Origin of the sequence: Chryseobacterium sp. KLBC 52, assembly GCF_003347605.1 — a bacterium.
Lineage (GTDB): Bacteria > Bacteroidota > Bacteroidia > Flavobacteriales > Weeksellaceae > Chryseobacterium.
The window spans coordinates 98,405-113,756 of the sequence record NZ_QDFZ01000003.1 but is presented as its reverse complement, the minus strand read 5'-3'; the positions used below and the strand labels follow the sequence as shown (position 1 = coordinate 113,756).

The 15,352-nt window shown below is 35.9% G+C and carries 17 protein-coding genes; 15 read left to right on the top strand and 2 right to left on the bottom strand.

What is annotated here, in order from left to right:
* Positions 1-22 precede the first annotated feature (22 nt).
* The 14 genes from DDF69_RS03775 (at position 23) to DDF69_RS03710 (ending at position 10,636) form a co-directional block, all read left to right on the top strand.
* Positions 23-571, top strand: a complete 549-nt coding sequence (locus DDF69_RS03775; RefSeq protein WP_114819782.1) for a 2OG-Fe(II) oxygenase — start codon at positions 23-25, stop codon at positions 569-571.
* A gap of 77 nt (positions 572-648) precedes the next feature.
* On the top strand, positions 649-984 hold the full coding sequence (locus tag DDF69_RS03770) for a hypothetical protein (protein ID WP_114819600.1): 336 nt from the start codon (positions 649-651) through the stop codon (positions 982-984).
* 2 nt (positions 985-986) lie between these two features.
* Positions 987-1,841 carry a hypothetical protein gene (locus DDF69_RS03765; protein WP_114819599.1) on the top strand — a complete coding sequence of 285 codons (855 nt, stop codon included), beginning with the start codon at positions 987-989 and terminating at the stop codon, positions 1,839-1,841.
* Positions 1,842-1,904: 63 nt separating this feature from the next.
* The gene (locus tag DDF69_RS03760; protein WP_114819598.1) at positions 1,905-2,975 is read left to right on the top strand and encodes an adenylosuccinate synthetase; all 1,071 of its coding nucleotides are present in this window, start codon (positions 1,905-1,907) and stop codon (positions 2,973-2,975) included.
* 93 nt (positions 2,976-3,068) lie between these two features.
* On the top strand, positions 3,069-3,545 hold the full coding sequence (locus DDF69_RS03755) for a macro domain-containing protein (protein ID WP_114819597.1): 477 nt from the start codon (positions 3,069-3,071) through the stop codon (positions 3,543-3,545).
* Positions 3,546-3,556: 11 nt separating this feature from the next.
* Positions 3,557-3,859, top strand: a complete 303-nt coding sequence (locus DDF69_RS03750; RefSeq protein ID WP_228411917.1) for a hypothetical protein — start codon at positions 3,557-3,559, stop codon at positions 3,857-3,859.
* A complete protein-coding gene (locus DDF69_RS03745; protein ID WP_228411916.1) occupies positions 3,762-4,787 on the top strand; it encodes a TIGR02452 family protein in 1,026 nt (341 codons plus the stop codon). Before DDF69_RS03750 ends, DDF69_RS03745 begins: the two co-directional genes overlap by 98 nt.
* Positions 4,784-5,293, top strand: coding sequence for an O-acetyl-ADP-ribose deacetylase (locus DDF69_RS03740; protein WP_114819596.1), 510 nt, complete (start codon positions 4,784-4,786; stop codon positions 5,291-5,293). Before DDF69_RS03745 ends, DDF69_RS03740 begins: the two co-directional genes overlap by 4 nt.
* The gene (locus DDF69_RS03735; protein WP_114819595.1) at positions 5,290-5,874 is read left to right on the top strand and encodes a hypothetical protein; all 585 of its coding nucleotides are present in this window, start codon (positions 5,290-5,292) and stop codon (positions 5,872-5,874) included. The genes DDF69_RS03740 and DDF69_RS03735 overlap by 4 nt, the downstream gene beginning before the upstream one ends.
* Positions 5,871-6,557, top strand: coding sequence for a Sir2 family NAD-dependent protein deacetylase (locus DDF69_RS03730; protein ID WP_114819594.1), 687 nt, complete (start codon positions 5,871-5,873; stop codon positions 6,555-6,557). The genes DDF69_RS03735 and DDF69_RS03730 overlap by 4 nt, the downstream gene beginning before the upstream one ends.
* A complete protein-coding gene (locus DDF69_RS03725) occupies positions 6,557-7,498 on the top strand; it encodes an ADP-ribosylglycohydrolase family protein (RefSeq protein WP_114819593.1) in 942 nt (313 codons plus the stop codon). Before DDF69_RS03730 ends, DDF69_RS03725 begins: the two co-directional genes overlap by 1 nt.
* Before the next feature lie 10 nt (positions 7,499-7,508).
* Positions 7,509-8,051 (top strand): RNA 2'-phosphotransferase, encoded by a 543-nt coding sequence (locus DDF69_RS03720; RefSeq protein WP_114819592.1) that lies wholly within the window; start codon positions 7,509-7,511, stop codon positions 8,049-8,051.
* 1 nt (position 8,052) lies between these two features.
* Positions 8,053-8,781 carry a metallophosphoesterase family protein gene (locus tag DDF69_RS03715; RefSeq protein ID WP_114819591.1) on the top strand — a complete coding sequence of 243 codons (729 nt, stop codon included), beginning with the start codon at positions 8,053-8,055 and terminating at the stop codon, positions 8,779-8,781.
* Positions 8,782-8,911: 130 nt separating this feature from the next.
* Positions 8,912-10,636, top strand: a complete 1,725-nt coding sequence (locus DDF69_RS03710) for a hypothetical protein (RefSeq protein WP_114819590.1) — start codon at positions 8,912-8,914, stop codon at positions 10,634-10,636.
* A 58-nt stretch (positions 10,637-10,694) separates the two neighbouring features.
* Here the strand turns inward: DDF69_RS03710 and DDF69_RS03705 are convergent, their stop codons facing one another.
* Positions 10,695-11,576, bottom strand: a complete 882-nt coding sequence (locus DDF69_RS03705; RefSeq protein ID WP_114819589.1) for a cupin-like domain-containing protein — start codon at positions 11,574-11,576, stop codon at positions 10,695-10,697.
* Positions 11,577-12,027: 451 nt separating this feature from the next.
* On the opposite strand from DDF69_RS03705, the gene DDF69_RS03700 reads away from it, so the two are divergent.
* On the top strand, positions 12,028-14,736 hold the full coding sequence (locus DDF69_RS03700; protein WP_114819780.1) for a TonB-dependent receptor: 2,709 nt from the start codon (positions 12,028-12,030) through the stop codon (positions 14,734-14,736).
* A gap of 51 nt (positions 14,737-14,787) precedes the next feature.
* Here DDF69_RS03700 and DDF69_RS03695 read toward each other — a convergent pair whose 3' ends face one another.
* Complete coding sequence (locus tag DDF69_RS03695; protein ID WP_114819588.1) at positions 14,788-15,285, bottom strand: DinB family protein; 498 nt, start codon at positions 15,283-15,285, stop codon at positions 14,788-14,790.
* Positions 15,286-15,352: the final 67 nt, after the last annotated feature.

Here is a 15,352-nt window from a genome sequence, read left to right as displayed (position 1 = left end):
AACCATGCACAAAATATTAATTATGGAAAAAATAGAATTACACCCACAGATATTTCTGATTGAAGATTTTCTGACTGAGGCTGAATGTGATCAGTACATCAGTCTTTCGCAGGAAAAAGTTTTTGAAGAAGCAAAAATCAATGTATTTGGGCGCCAGCAGATGAATAAAGGGATCAGAAATAATGACCGACTGATGATTTTTAATACTGCAATTGCTGAAGAGCTTTTTAACAAGGCTGTAGAGTTTCTGCCTCAGGAACGTGGTGGATATCAGGTTCTTAAATTTAATGAAATGCTAAGGGTTTATAAATATGCTCCCGGACAGCAGTTCAAAATGCACAGAGATGGAAGTTATATCCGAAATGAAATGGAGAAAAGTTTCTACACTTTTATGGTCTATCTGAATGATGATTTTGAAGGAGGAGAAACAGAATTCGAAAACCTGTTTACAGTAGCTCCGAAGAAAGGCACAGCTCTTATTTTTCATCATCCTTTAAGACATGAAGGAAAAACGCTGATTAATGGATTGAAATATGTTTTGAGAACAGATATAATGTATTTAAAAGTATAAATCAACCGGATCAGAAAAAGGCATTGCTATATCTTGTTTAATTAGTGTAATATTAACGCAAATAAAAATATTTGATCATGGAAGATGAATTAAAACCCAGATTTATCGAATCATTACAAAGAAATAATGATCAGATCAGAGAAGACCGTGCAAAAATCATCGGAGCAGATTCCGAATTGATTTACAGACGCAGAGTGGAAGATATCGAATTAAAAATTAAAAGACTCGAGCGCGAACAGGAAGGGCTTATTGATATCAGTCCTTTAGACAGAAACAGTCTGACTTTTGCGGATTTCAATCCCGAAGCATTCGTTCAGAAAGACATGGAATTATCATTAACAATCAGAAATCTGAATATTCAGCTCGAAGTAACCCAAAAGAGATTTGAATATTTATTTGGAAAAACATTGTAGTCATGGGAAGTACAAGATACGATTTAGACGCTCGTTATGACAGAGCAAGCAAAGCAGGTTACAGAACAAAATCCGCAGGGGAAATTTTTACCCAGAATGCCAAAAGAATGGCTCATGAATCGATGAATCCTCACGGAATTTCTTTCAGAGAATCCAGAGATTCAGAAGTTCACCCTCATTCAGTTCCGATTATTTTAGGTTTGGACGTTACAGGAAGTATGGGACATATACCTCATGAGTTGATCAGAGAAGGATTACCGAAACTCATGGGAGGAATTATTCAGGGAGGTGTTCCCGATCCGGCCTTATTATTCCTTGGAATTGGAGATCATGAATGTGATGGTTATCCGCTTCAGGTGGGACAGTTCGAATCAGGAGATGAAGAGCTGGATATGTGGCTCACAAGAACTTATATTGAGTCCGGAGGTGGTGGAAATGCAGGTGAAAGCTATCTTTTAGCGTGGTATTTTGCAGCATTTCACACCAGAACCGATGCTTTTGAAAAAAGAGGACAGAAAGGATTACTGTTTACCGTAGGTGATGAACCTTGTTTGAAAACACTTTCTGCATCCGCCATCAGAGAAATTATGGGAAAAGGACAGCAAACCTATACTCATTTTGAACTGCTGGAAGAAGCAAAGAAAAAATATGAAGTATACCACATCAGTGTTCTGCATTCCGATCAGGCATTGAGGGCAGACAGAGGATGGAAAGAATTATTAGGACAAAACTGTATTTCCATAGCAGATCACAGGGAAATTCCGAATGTTATAAAAAACATCATCTGTGATAAATTTAAAAATCAAAGCTACGGAACAACAGGAACGGGAGGATTAGATCAGTTTCAGATGCTTTAGAAATCTGTCAATGTCATCATAAAATAGGAATGGCAATACTAGAAACCTCAAAAATTAAAAGACATGCAAAAGGCGCAAATAGTAATAGGACTTGGTTTTGGTGATGAAGGAAAAGGGATTACCACAGATTTTCTGGCTTCTCAGAATCCGGAGGCTGTTGTGATCAGATTTTCAGGAGGACAGCAGGCTGCCCATACCGTAATGATGGATGAAAGAAAGCATGTACATTCCAGTTTTGCAAGTGGTGCACTTCGCGGTCTGCCTTCTTACTTTACCGAGCATTGTACGATTCATCCGATTTTTCTACTGAATGAAAGAGAAGAATTAAAAGCAAAAAACGGAAACATTGAGCTGCATGTCCATCCATTAGCAAAAGTTACCACTCCTTTTGATGTATGGCAAAACAGAACAAATGCCCGTAATCTGGAACATGGAACCTGTGGAAAAGGAGTAGGAGCCACGATGAAAAGAAACGAAAGTCCCTATAAGCTATTTGCCATAGACCTCATAGCACCCAAAGAGATGTTGATGGAAAAACTGAAAGGAATAGCCTATTACTATGGTTTTGTAGATGAAAATGAGATTACAGAACTTTTGCAGCCTTTCTTAGATGCTATTGAAATGATTGATTGGAAAATAAATGATTATAACTACCTGGCTTCGTTTGATCACCTTATTTTCGAAGGAAGTCAGGGTATTTTACTCGATATGGATCATGGTGTTTTTCCCAATGTGACTTATGCGCATACCACTTCAAAAAATGCCTTTGAGATCTGTAGGCTTTTAAAAATTGAAGACGTTGAAATGTATTATGTCACCAGAAGCTATTCTACCCGTCACGGAAACGGCTGGATGAGCAATGAAAAGGAAATGAATCTGAAAAACAATGAAGAAGAAACCTGTACATTCAATGAATATCAAAAGGAGCTAAGAACCGGAGAAATAGATTACAAACTGCTGAATTATGCCTTAAAACTGGATGGAGCATATGTATTTCCGGTTAAAAAGAATCTTGTTATTACCTGCTTAGATCAGATTGATGAGCAATTTAAATTGGAAAACTTAGATATTGAATTGAATACTGTTTACGGATCCTATTCTCCTTATTCAAAAGATTTTAAGTCAATTTTTTAATTTCAAAAAGAAGAGGAAAGGATAAGATAAAAGCATTAATTTTATATTTAATGATAGAATAGAAGAATGATAAATGATTGAAAATTAAGAACCATGAAAACGATACAATATTTGAAAGGAGATGCAACAGCCCCGCAAGCCAAAGGAACAAAAATCATCGCCCATATCTGTAATGATATCGGAGGCTGGGGAAAAGGATTTGTACTGGCAGTTTCTAAAAGATGGGAAGAACCTGAAAAGAAATACAGAGACTGGCATCGATTCAGAAGTAAAAATGATTTTGCATTAGGAAAAATTCAGTTGGTCCAGGTTGAAAAATACATATATGTAGCCAATATAATCGGCCAAAAAGGAATAAAAATAGGAAGTCATGGAGTTCCTGTTCGATATGATGCTATTGAAAAAGCTCTCGAAAAACTTTCCAATGAAGCGTTGCTGCTGAATGCAAGCGTTCATATGCCGAGAATAGGATGTGGACTGGCAGGAGGAAAATGGGAAGAAATTGAACCTATTATTGAAAGAACATTGCTTGTAAAAGAGGTGCAAGTATATGTCTATGATTTTGAATAAAAATAATAACCATGAAAACAACAACATTATATAGACCAGTAGGAGAAAAAGAAATGATCCTGATTATAGAAAGCGGATTTAAAGAATTTCCTCCAAGACTGGAATGGCAGCCCATTTTTTATCCTGTTCTCAATGAAGAGTATGCTTCAGAAATTGCAGAAAAATGGAACACAAGAGACGAAGCCGGAAACTATCTTGGTTTTGTAACCCAGTTTGATGTACTTAGAAGTGGCAACTCAATATCCTGCTCAGAATGTGGGAGCAAGAAATCACAACGAGCTATGGGTTCCATCAGAAGAACTGGAGAGTTTTAATAAAGCTATTGTAGGAAACATCAAAGTAACCCAGGTATTTATAGGAGATGATTTTGAAAAAGCAGGAAATACGGAGTTGGGAGAGCTGATGTCAAACATTAAAAAACTAACGATGACAAATAAAGGAATGGCAAAAGATACCTTAGATATCCTTGCCAAAAAATATTATATAAACGAAAACAACGAAAAAATAAATATAGAAAACGAGCTGGAAATCAGTAAAAAAGAAACGGTTCTTTTCAGCCCGGAACAGCTTTCTGAAATGAAAGAATCTCCGCTGCCGGAAATCATTTTTGAAACAAAAATTGAAATATGGAAATGCAGTTCTTTAAAAGCAATTTTACAATTAGCCGAAGAAGAAAATCAGGAGAAGATCATGTGTCTGAATTTTGCATCAGCAAAAAATCCGGGTGGAGGATTTATCAATGGAGCGGAAGCACAGGAAGAAAGTCTGGCAAGAACTTCCGGACTGTATGAAAGCTTACTTCAGGCATGGGATTATTACATGATTCATCGTGCGATGGAATCCTGTTTTTATACCGATACAATGATTTACAGTCCTAAAGTTCCTGTTTTCAGGAAAGATAAGGGAGAGTTACTTCCTAAACCTGTTCTGTGTAATTTCATCACGTCTCCGGCAGTCAATGCAGGGGTGGTAAAACGTCAGGAACCGGAAAGGGCACATGAAATTTTCGATGCAATGGATCTTAGAATGGATAAAATGCTCTCGCTGGCCTTAGATCAGGGAAATGAGGTCTTAATCTTAGGAGCCTGGGGATGCGGTGTTTTTAAAAATGATCCAAAAGAAATTGCAGGATTATTCAGGAAACATCTTCAGGGAAAATATAAAAATAAATTTAAAAGAGTGGTTTTCGCTGTACTTACCAAGAAAGAAGAAATGCTGAAACCATTTGAAGAAATACAATGAAAATAGAGCTAATAAAAGGAGACATTACAAAAATCCAAGCTGATGCAATTGTTAACGCTGCCAATTCATCCTTACTTGGTGGAGGCGGTGTAGATGGAGCCATTCACAGAGTGGGAGGATCTCAGATATTGGAAGAATGTGTTGCGATCAGAAATAGACAAGGAAAATGCAAAACAGGAGAAGCGGTAGTAACAAATGCAGGAAATCTCCCTGCAAAATATGTTATTCATACAGTAGGACCAGTTTGGAACGGTCACGAAGAAAAGGAATCCATTCTTCTGGCAAACTGTTATCGTAATTCTTTGAATTTAGCAGAAAGCCTTGGTGTGAAGACGATTGCTTTTCCTAATATTAGTACAGGAGTCTATAGATTTCCAAAAGAACTGGCAGGAAAAATCGCGGTAGATGAAGTCAGAAAATTTCATTCAGATAGTATTGAGAAAGTTATTTTTGTTTGCTTTGATGATGAAAATGAAAAGATTTATAAAGACCTTTTACAACTGTGAAAAAATATAATTTCAGATTCGTAGATCAACCTGAAGATCCTAACGTAGGATTGGCAAATGAAGAAATTGCTTTTCTTCAGGAAGAATTGAATCTGCAGTTTCCTGAAAATTATATTTATTATCTTCAACATGCAGGAAAAAGATCAAATGTTTTCCCTGTGGAAAATGATATTGTAAAGCTGAAAAAATACCAAAGTCAATTGAAAGAAGCTCTGAAGCAAAGAGGCTTACTGAGCACTGAAAATCTTTTTTGTTTTCAGTATAATATCGAATATGAACCTCTGGTTGGGCAGGATTTTGAAACCTTTTATTTTTTCAATTTATCACATCCTAAATCTCCTGATCTGTATATTTTTGGAGACTTTATCACCAATTTTGACTGGCTGGGATATGATAAAGAGCTTACGAATAAAGAAAATTTTGTAGATTTTATTAACTACAAAACGAAAGAAAAATTTAGAATAAAAGAAGCCATAGGAGTAGGAGATATTTTAGTGTGGATATTACTAATTCCTATTTTTATCATCATTTTGATCATTATTATTTTTCAGAATGTAAAAGAAAAAATTAAAAAACCATGAAAAAACTAACCATATTAAGCGGCGCAGGAATCAGTGCCGAAAGCGGAATAAAAACCTTCAGAGACGGAGACGGTCTTTGGGAAAATCATAATGTAACGGATGTGGCAAGTCCGGAAGGATGGAAAAAAGACAGAGCACTAGTCCTTGAATTTTACAATCAGAGAAGACGACAGCTGCATGAAGTACAGCCCAACGAAGCGCATCAATTGCTGGCTGAGCTGGAAAAATATTTTGATGTCCAGATTATTACCCAAAATATTGATGATCTTCACGAAAGAGCAGGATCTACCAACATCCTTCACATTCACGGAGAATTGTTCAAATCATGTTCGAGTAATAATAAAAGCCTGATTTATGAACAAAAAGATGATATTAAAATAGGAGATCAGGCAGAAGACGGAGCTCAATTAAGACCTTTTATCGTTTGGTTTGGAGAGGATGTTCCTTTGTATCAAACGGCAAGAGAAATTGTAAAGGAATCAGATATTCTGTTGGTAGTAGGAACTTCGTTACAGGTGTATCCTGCAGCCGGACTGATTCATGATATCAAAGACGACTGTCTTTTAATCGTCATTAATCCTAATGAAACAGGATTTGGATATGGACAGAGAGCCGTAGTAATGAAGGAAACAGCTACGCAGGGAATGAAATTATTATTTGATAAACTGGTCAATTTAGCCTGATGGAAAACAAAGTAAAAGCGGGAATTATGGGTGTCTGCATTGGAGACGCACTGGGTGTTCCTGTAGAGTTTAAAAAGAGGGAAGATCTGAAAAGAAATCCTGTAACAAAAATGTTGGAATACATGTCCTGGAATCAACCCAAAGGAACGTGGAGTGATGACAGTTCTCTTACACTTTGCCTTGCAGAAGAGCTTACCAAAGGCTATGATCTGGAAAAAATCGGACAAAGTTTTGTTAAGTGGAATAAATACGGTCACTGGACTGCCCATGGAAGGCTTTTTGACATTGGAGGAACGACAAGACATTCTCTGGCAAGATTAATCAAAGGTGAAAGTGCCAGATTTTCAGGAAATATTTTTGAAGAAGACAATGGAAATGGTTCTTTAATGAGAATTCTTCCCCTCGCTTTCTATCTTAAAAAGGAAAATGATATTCAGAAACTCTATCTGATGGTAAAAGAGGTTTCCGCAATAACTCACGGTCATTTCCGCTCTGTTTTTGCCTGTTTCATTTATGTCATTTTTGCCATTCAATTGTTGAAAGGAAAGAGCAAAAGAGAAGCATATATGCATACACAAAATACTGCATTGAAATATGCTGAAGAACAAGGATTTAATCCTGATGAAATTGAACTATTCAAAAGGATCTTAAAAAATGATATTTCAAAATATCCTGAAGATGAAATTAAGAGTGGCGGCTATGTTCTTCACAGCCTGGAAGCCTCTCTATGGTGTTTTTTAAACTCAGAAAACTATTCTGAAGCTGTTTTAAAGGCGGTCAACCTCGGGGAAGATACCGATACAACGGGAGCTATCACAGGAGGTATTGCCGGAATTTATTACGGATATGAAAATATTCCTGAAGAATGGGTTGCAGAGCTCGTGAGGAAACATGATATTGAGGTATTGTGTGAGAAATTACACCAAAAATTAATGAATTAAAACACAACCCATGAACGAAATAGAAAAGAAAAAGATAAGTAAATTTTTAAGCCTGATTTTGAGGCATCAGCCGGAAAGTATAGGACTTATACTGGATGAAAATGGCTGGGCAGATGTAGAAGAGCTGAGATCGAAATCAGCCAAAAGAAGAATATATTTTACCTCCGAAGAATTGGACGAGGTGGTAGAAACGAACAACAAAAAGCGTTTTGCTTTAAACGAAGATAAAACGAAGATCAGAGCAAGTCAGGGACACTCTATTGATATTGACCTGGCATTGGAAGCCAAGCAGCCTCCGGAATTTCTGTACCATGGAACAGCAGAAGCCAATATTTCTTCCATTTTAGAAAAAGGAATTGAAAAAAGAACACGTCAGCATGTACACTTAAGTGCTGATAAAGAGACCGCTGCAAAGGTCGGGATGAGACACGGCAAACCTGTGATTCTGACCATCAGAACCGGAACAATGCATCAGGAAGGATTGTCTTTCTACCAGTCTGCAAATGGAGTATGGCTTACAGATTTTGTAGATGCAAAATATATTTCAAAGTAAAATGAGCAGAACATTAGTCATAGGAGACATCCACGGAGGATTTAAAGCCTTGTTGCAGGTTCTTGAAAGAGCAGGAGTGACCACAAATGATCAGCTGATCTTCCTCGGCGATTATGTGGACGGATGGAGCGAGTCTTCACAAATCATACAGTTCTTACTGGAACTTTCCGAAAGACAGGAATGTATTTTCATCAAAGGAAACCATGATGCATGGGGTGAAGATTGGTTGGCATTTGGGCAAAAACCCGATGTATGGCTTTTTAACGGAGGAAAAAGTACGGTAGAAAGTTATGCTGATTATGCTCTTGAAGATCTGGATATTCATCTCGAATTCTTTCAAAGAATGAAAAATTATCATATTGATGATCAGAACCGGCTGTTTATTCATGCCGGATATTCTTCCATGCACGGTCCTGAAAAAGAAGTCTATTCCAGTAATTACCGCTGGGACAGAACGCTTTGGGAAACTGCCGTGGCAATGGATAAAAAACTATCGAAAAATTCTGAATTATATCCTAAAAGACTGCTTTTATACAAAGAAATATTCATTGGGCATACGCCTACTCTTGATATTGGGATTAAAATACCAGCCAATAAAGCCAATATCTGGAATATGGATACCGGAGCAGCCTATACAGGATCTTTATCCATCATGGATATTGACTCCAAGCAATTCTGGCAAAGCGATCCGCTTCCCTCTCTATATCCCAAAGAAAAAGGCAGAAATTAATACTATTGAAAACAAACCTAACAGGTTTTCAAAACCTGTTAGGTTTTAATTTTAAAAACATTTTACCCATCAACATATTCTCATTTCTCCCAAAAGATAACTACTTTTAAAGTCTGAAAATATGACTTCAATGAAACTGAAATATCTTTTATTCACCCTGAGTTCTACCTTGTTTTTAGCTCAAAAATCATTTCAGACCCCTTTTGAAAAAGGAAATGGAAATCAGACGGTTACCTACGATGAAATGAATAGGTATTACCATGAACTCGCGAAAAATTTTAATACCATCCAATACCTTAAAAAAGGAGAAGATGACAACGGAAAACCTATTTATGTGGTAGTTTATAACCCTTTTCCTGAAAAAGATTTTGAGAAATTAAGAAAAGATAAAGCCATTATATTTGTTAACAATGGTATTCACCCCGGAGAACCGGACGGAATAGACGCTACCATGATGTTGATGAGAGATCTTGCTACTAAAAAGATTAAAACTCCACAGAATTTTGTCATTGCCGCTATTTCTGCCTATAATGTAAGTGGCATGCTCAACAGAGGTTCTTACTCAAGAGCCAATCAGAATGGTCCGGAACAGTATGGTTTCAGAGGCAATGCGAGGAATTATGACCTGAACAGAGATTTTATCAAGGCAGATTCTAAAAATGCCAGAAGCTTTCAGGAAATCTATCAGTGGTTAAAGCCTGATGTTTTTATCGACAACCATGTCAGCAACGGAGCAGATTATCAATATACTTTCACCTATATTTCTACATTTAAAGAACGTCTGGGAAATACTCTTGGAAATTATTTCTATAATAATTATCAGGCTAAAAATCTTGAGGATATGAAAAAACTGGGGTATGAAAGTACGCCCTACGTCAACATTCACGGAGACGTTCCGGAAGTCGGATTTGCCTCATTTGAAGACTCTCCCAGATACTCTACAGGATATACTTCGCTTTTTAATTCTTTGGGAACCGTTCCCGAAACCCATATGCTGAAACCTTATGACAAAAGGGTAGATGCTACGTACAAATATATGCTGGTGAATCTGCAGAATTTAGATAAAGATTATCAAAAAATAAAGCAGCTTCGCAAAGAAAATTTAAAACAGTATCAGGCAGGCAAACCGTACGGAATCCGTTGGAAAATAGACTCCACAAAATTTTCAATGATGGATTTTAAAGGCTACGAAGGAAAGTACAAACCTAGTGAAGTTTCAGGAAAGCCAAGGCTGTATTATGACCGAAATAAGCCCTTTACAAAGAATATAAAACTCTTTACAACAGCTATCCCTACGGGATATATTACCATTCCGAAATATTATGTAATTCCGCAGTCGCAGTACCGGGTGATTGAAGAGTTTAAAAGAAATAATATTCAGATGAAACCGATACAGAAGGACAGTACTTTAATGGTTGAGTCTTATAAAATTAAAGATTTTAAAACCGTTAAAAACCCTTATGAAGGGCACTACCTGCATTTTGAAACAACGGTTGATGCTACACAGAAAAATAGGGAATTTATTGCCGGAGATTATCTGGTTTCAACCGATCAGCCTGCTGTAAAATATATTATAGAAACCCTTGAACCTGAAGCATTAGACTCATTTTTCAACTGGAATTTCTTTGATGGAATTCTGGCACAGAAAGAATATTATTCCGCTTATATTTTTGAAGATACAGCTGCTGAACTCCTGAAAAAGGATAAAAAACTCAAAGAAGCTTTTGAGGCAGCCAAAGTATCTGATAAAAAACTGTCTGAAGACGGAGATGCCCAGCTCGATTGGGTATACAAGCACTCTCCTTATTTTGAAGAAAAAACATTCAGGCAGTATCCAGTTTATAGAGTTTTGTAAGTTGTTGATATTGAGTAAGTAAAATAAAAAAGACGTTTCAAGTGAAACGTCTTTTTTATTATCTTGGTAAGCCTCTTTTCAAAGCTATTTCTGCTCTTTTAATCGCCATTTTCTCTTTCCAGTCCATATATTTCTTTTTGAAATTAGACTTCATGATGTCATCAAATTTACGTTGTACAGTAAGATTCCATAGAGAATGTGCTTTTACAGCCCATGATTTGTCCCAGGCTCTTAGGGAAATCGAGAAACTTCCGTCCAGATATTTCATCCAATGCCACCAGCCTGTAGGCATAAATAAAGTATCACCATGTTCCAGATAGCATTCAATGCCTTCTACACCATCCAGTGCCGGGAATTTTGTGAAATCCGGATTTTCTATATCATAATCCTCCAGTGCATACGTAGCATAGGGAATCTGATACAGTCTTTCTCTCCATTTATAATCAAAAAGAAGAATATGTTTTCTTCCGTTGAAATGAGTATGGAAAATATGAGCCATATCAATATCAAAGTGAAGGAAGGTTACAGAACCTTTTCCTCCAAAGAACATATTAGGGTATTTATCAAGGAAGCCCCCCATTAATTCTTTAGGAGAAATATAATCTTCCAATAATTTTGGAGCATATTTTATGGGGTCGAACAGGAAAATTCTTAGATCAGTAGGCTCTCGCTGGATAAGATCTATATAATCTCCAAACTTCATTTTTGCTGCTGATGCATTGATGGGAGCAGAAGGATCGGCCTTTGAGCTGTCATATAGAGGGACCTCCACATCTCCTACAACCTCCTTCATATATTCCATCGTCCATTTTTGATAAGCAGGCCATTTTTTTGCCATATTCCTGATGACAACGGGCCTTCTTGGCTTCAGATATTTTTCGTAGAAATCTTCTTTAGAAATGTCTTCTACAACATCTATAGGCTTTAAAATAATTCCCATTTTATAAATTTTATGTTACAAAATTATTAAATATATATTGATGTACCAGTGTTTAATTTTTTTTTAATCTATGATTCAAATCAGATTTTCCTATTTAGAATGAGTGTGATTATTAATATCCTTTGTTCTATTTAAAATTGTTCTTTATATAGTTAATTATGACAAAATTTATTCAGACTATGTTCCATAAATTAAAAAAATAGTTTTCTCAATTCTTTTGCAGAATTGTTATGCCAAACAGAATCTTGTGATGAAATATATATTCATAATAAAAAAGGCAAATCCTTCCGGATTTTGTTTTAAAATATTTATTTTTTTCAAAAGATATAAAAGTTTGAAAATTATCACTATTTTTGTAGTGATAGTGATTTAACCTTTAACAACAAAATTCATCTTTATAAAAAGTGTAACAAAAAACTACAATGATTAACTAATTGAGCAAATAATGGGTATGAAAAAAAATATTTCTTTGTTTCTGATGCTATTCTTTACTGTGCTTACTTTCGCGCAGAAAACGGTTTCAGGAAAAATTACTGATGATGACGGGGTAGCAATACCAAGCGCCAGTGTAACCATAGAAGAGCCAGGTAAAGATGCGATTCTTGCTTACGCCATTACAAACTCCAAAGGAGAGTATAAAGTAACTTTTACCTCCGCTGAATCCAACGTGGATCTGAAAGTGAAAGCTTTCAATCAAAAACCTCTTACAAAGCAGATTAATAATAGTGACCAGACCCTGAACTTTAAAATGCAGTCTGAAGCCACAGAAATTAAAGAAGTACAGCTGAAAACCAAAATGATCACCGCAAGAGGTGATACCATTTCTTACGATCTTAAAGCTTTCAATAGTAAAAATGACAGAACCCTTGCAGATGTAATGAAAAAGATTCCGGGAATTGAAGTAAATAAAGACGGAACAATTCTATACCAGGGAAATGCCATCAACAAATTCTATGTAAACGGAAAAGACCTTATGGAAGGAGGTTACGGTACCATCAACAATTCACTTCCTAAAGATGCCGTACAGAAAGTAGAAGTTCTGGAGAACCACCAGCCGGTAAAAATCCTTCAGGATAAAGTACCTTCAGACCAGGCAGCCATCAATATCAAACTGAAAAACTCTGTCACCATGACCGGGAGAGGTGAAGTAGGAGTTGGTTTAGAACCTTTCCTCTGGAATGTAAAATTAACCCCCATGTTTTTCGGGCAGAAAAGCCAATGGGTTGTCAATTATAAAACCAATAACATGGGTGAGCAGGTAGAAAATGAAGGGAATATTTTAGCATTCGGCAGTTCATGGGAAGGAAGAAGAAGTAATATCTCCCAAAATAACTGGCTCAATGTAGAGAATGCTACAACACCTGATCTTCCGGTAAAAAGATATTTGATGAACAGTGTTCATTATTTGTCAGCAAATTATCTTACCAATATTGATAAAAAGAAGGAATGGGAACTGAAAGCCAATGCAAACTATACCAATAATGCAGTGGAAAGAGAGTCTAATAGTGTTACCAGAGATATTCAACAGGGTACACAATATATGACAAGGTTCCTGAATAATTTCTATACAGATAAATTAAAAGGAGAATTAATCTTTACTAAAAATGCAAAAAAAGGATTCTTCAAAAACACAACCACATTCTCTCAATTCTGGAATGCAGATAGAGCTTTTGCAGAAAGAAATGATAAGCAGGGTTACAGGATAGGAAACGAAGCATTGGAATCACCTACAACATCTTTCCAGAACTCCTTAAGTACAATTATTCCATGGAAAGAAAAAATGGTAAATTTCAAATCCTATCTGAGCTATCAGAATGATAAACAGATTTTAGAAATTTCTCCTGCCAATTATTTACAGTTTCCATATAAAGAACCTGGGAGCAATGATTTTACAACCATTAAATTCACACCGGGTAGTACTGCTTTACAATATTTCAGGATTAAATCTTTAGATACATCGCATTCTGCAAATATCAGTTTCTCTTCAAAAGGATGGACATTCACACCACAGGTTGGATTTGATTTTTCAACTGATAATCTGACAACAAATTTCGATGGAAGTACTGTAGATAATAAACCGGATTTTGCAAATTTAGCTTATGAAAATGATCTGAAATTTACGAGAGTTAATCCATCGGCTTCCGTAGGAATCAATTATAAATCTGAGTCATGGAGTTTATTTTCAAGTTTCCCTGTAAACTTCAATAATATTAAGGCTGAAGATGCATTTAGAAATGTTTCAAAATCATTAAGTAAAGTAACATTTACTCCTAATGTTTTTGCTCAATATTCATTTGCTTCATTCTTCAAAGCGAGTGTGAATGGAGGAATTAGTAATAACTTCGGAGATATTCAGACAGCTTATGCAGGATATATTCTCACAAGTCCAGGAGGATTCAATGTGATGAACCCTAAAAACCCGATCCCTCAGACTACTACTAAAAATGCAGGCACAAGATTGGAGTACAGAAATCCGTTAAATAACCTTTTCTTTAACGTTGGATATAGAATAAGTGATGCAAAAAATAACCTTATTGCTTCAAGTATCGTTAATGAATCAGGCTTCAGAGTAACAGAATATTTGGAGAGAGAAAATAAAAGGACCAGCAATACTTATTATGCAGAAATAGGAAAATATTTTCCGAAATTTAAAACCAATGCATCATTAAGTTATAACAATACCATTTCTAAATCTCAATCCATCAGAAACACTGATAATATTGATAATAAAACGAATGGAAATACACTAGGAATTAAATTTAACAATACTTATTTCTCATGGATGAGTGTAGATTTTAACGCATCTAAAACATGGAATAAGACATCTAATATTTTCCTTACGGATAATAAAGGAAAGTCAGAAGGATACAACCACAATCTTAATGTATTTTTCTATCCGTTAGAAAACCATACCATAGGATTTTATTGGGATCAGATCAATTCAAAATCTGCAGATATAAAATATAATAATGGTTTCTTTGACGTTTCATATCAGTTCTCCTGGGCTAAAAAGAAAATTGATTTTGAGCTAAAATGGATGAATATAGCAAATAAGAGAGTGTTTGAAAGAATAGATATTGATAATACAAATATCACACAAACAAGTATGCAGCTCCGCCCTAGCCAGGTGATGTTTACTGTAAAATTTAATTTTAAATAAAACAAAAGACCAATCCATCAGGATTGGTCTTTTTATTGAGATATACTGAAATTAAAAGCTTTGCTGGTCTGCTGAAGGCCCATAGCTTCCCGGCAAAGGAATATTGTTTAGTCTGTAATACACTCCCAGTTGAGCCCTGTGATGAGTGATTTGGTTTAAAGCATGCCGGATCGCGCCGTACTTGCTCCAGCTTGCCAGTTCATGGCCTTCATTTTTAATCGTCCAACTGGGGTTCAGATCGTCTTCCGTACTGTTTTCCAATGCTGTTTTTGCGGACTGATAATCATCTTCCAGTTTTTTCATCAGATCATCTTTTGTAGAAAGAACGGTAGGTTTGTAGTCTCCTTTGGCAAAATCCAGCTCGGAAGTTTTCAAAATAGTGTTGGGCCATTCAAAAACTTCTACAAGATGGGTGGCAAGCGGCATCAGTTTCATACTTTTTTCATGCGGAGCATAATCGTTTTTTCCTTCAGGAAATAGTTCAATAAATTTTTTGGTGGTTTGAAATTCTCCTTCCAGTTCGGATTTTAATTGAGATAAGGTGTTCATAATATTTTGTTTTTTAGAAACTTAAAGGTAAGCGTTTTAAAAATGAAACTGTTTTAACAGAATCATA

Coding starts and splice junctions, on each gene's coding strand:
- DDF69_RS03725 (WP_114819593.1), top strand. CDS start 6,557: ATGGAAAACAAAGTAAAAGCGGGAATTATGGGTGTCTGCATTGGAGAC.
- DDF69_RS03750 (WP_228411917.1), top strand. CDS start 3,557: ATGAAAACAACAACATTATATAGACCAGTAGGAGAAAAAGAAATGATC.
- DDF69_RS03730 (WP_114819594.1), top strand. CDS start 5,871: ATGAAAAAACTAACCATATTAAGCGGCGCAGGAATCAGTGCCGAAAGC.
- DDF69_RS03765 (WP_114819599.1), top strand. CDS start 987: ATGGGAAGTACAAGATACGATTTAGACGCTCGTTATGACAGAGCAAGC.
- DDF69_RS03760 (WP_114819598.1), top strand. CDS start 1,905: ATGCAAAAGGCGCAAATAGTAATAGGACTTGGTTTTGGTGATGAAGGA.
- DDF69_RS03740 (WP_114819596.1), top strand. CDS start 4,784: ATGAAAATAGAGCTAATAAAAGGAGACATTACAAAAATCCAAGCTGAT.
- DDF69_RS03770 (WP_114819600.1), top strand. CDS start 649: ATGGAAGATGAATTAAAACCCAGATTTATCGAATCATTACAAAGAAAT.
- DDF69_RS03710 (WP_114819590.1), top strand. CDS start 8,912: ATGAAACTGAAATATCTTTTATTCACCCTGAGTTCTACCTTGTTTTTA.
- DDF69_RS03720 (WP_114819592.1), top strand. CDS start 7,509: ATGAACGAAATAGAAAAGAAAAAGATAAGTAAATTTTTAAGCCTGATT.
- DDF69_RS03775 (WP_114819782.1), top strand. CDS start 23: ATGGAAAAAATAGAATTACACCCACAGATATTTCTGATTGAAGATTTT.
- DDF69_RS03745 (WP_228411916.1), top strand. CDS start 3,762: ATGTACTTAGAAGTGGCAACTCAATATCCTGCTCAGAATGTGGGAGCA.
- DDF69_RS03700 (WP_114819780.1), top strand. CDS start 12,028: ATGAAAAAAAATATTTCTTTGTTTCTGATGCTATTCTTTACTGTGCTT.
- DDF69_RS03695 (WP_114819588.1), bottom strand. CDS start 15,285: ATGAACACCTTATCTCAATTAAAATCCGAACTGGAAGGAGAATTTCAA.
- DDF69_RS03755 (WP_114819597.1), top strand. CDS start 3,069: ATGAAAACGATACAATATTTGAAAGGAGATGCAACAGCCCCGCAAGCC.
- DDF69_RS03705 (WP_114819589.1), bottom strand. CDS start 11,576: ATGGGAATTATTTTAAAGCCTATAGATGTTGTAGAAGACATTTCTAAA.
- DDF69_RS03715 (WP_114819591.1), top strand. CDS start 8,053: ATGAGCAGAACATTAGTCATAGGAGACATCCACGGAGGATTTAAAGCC.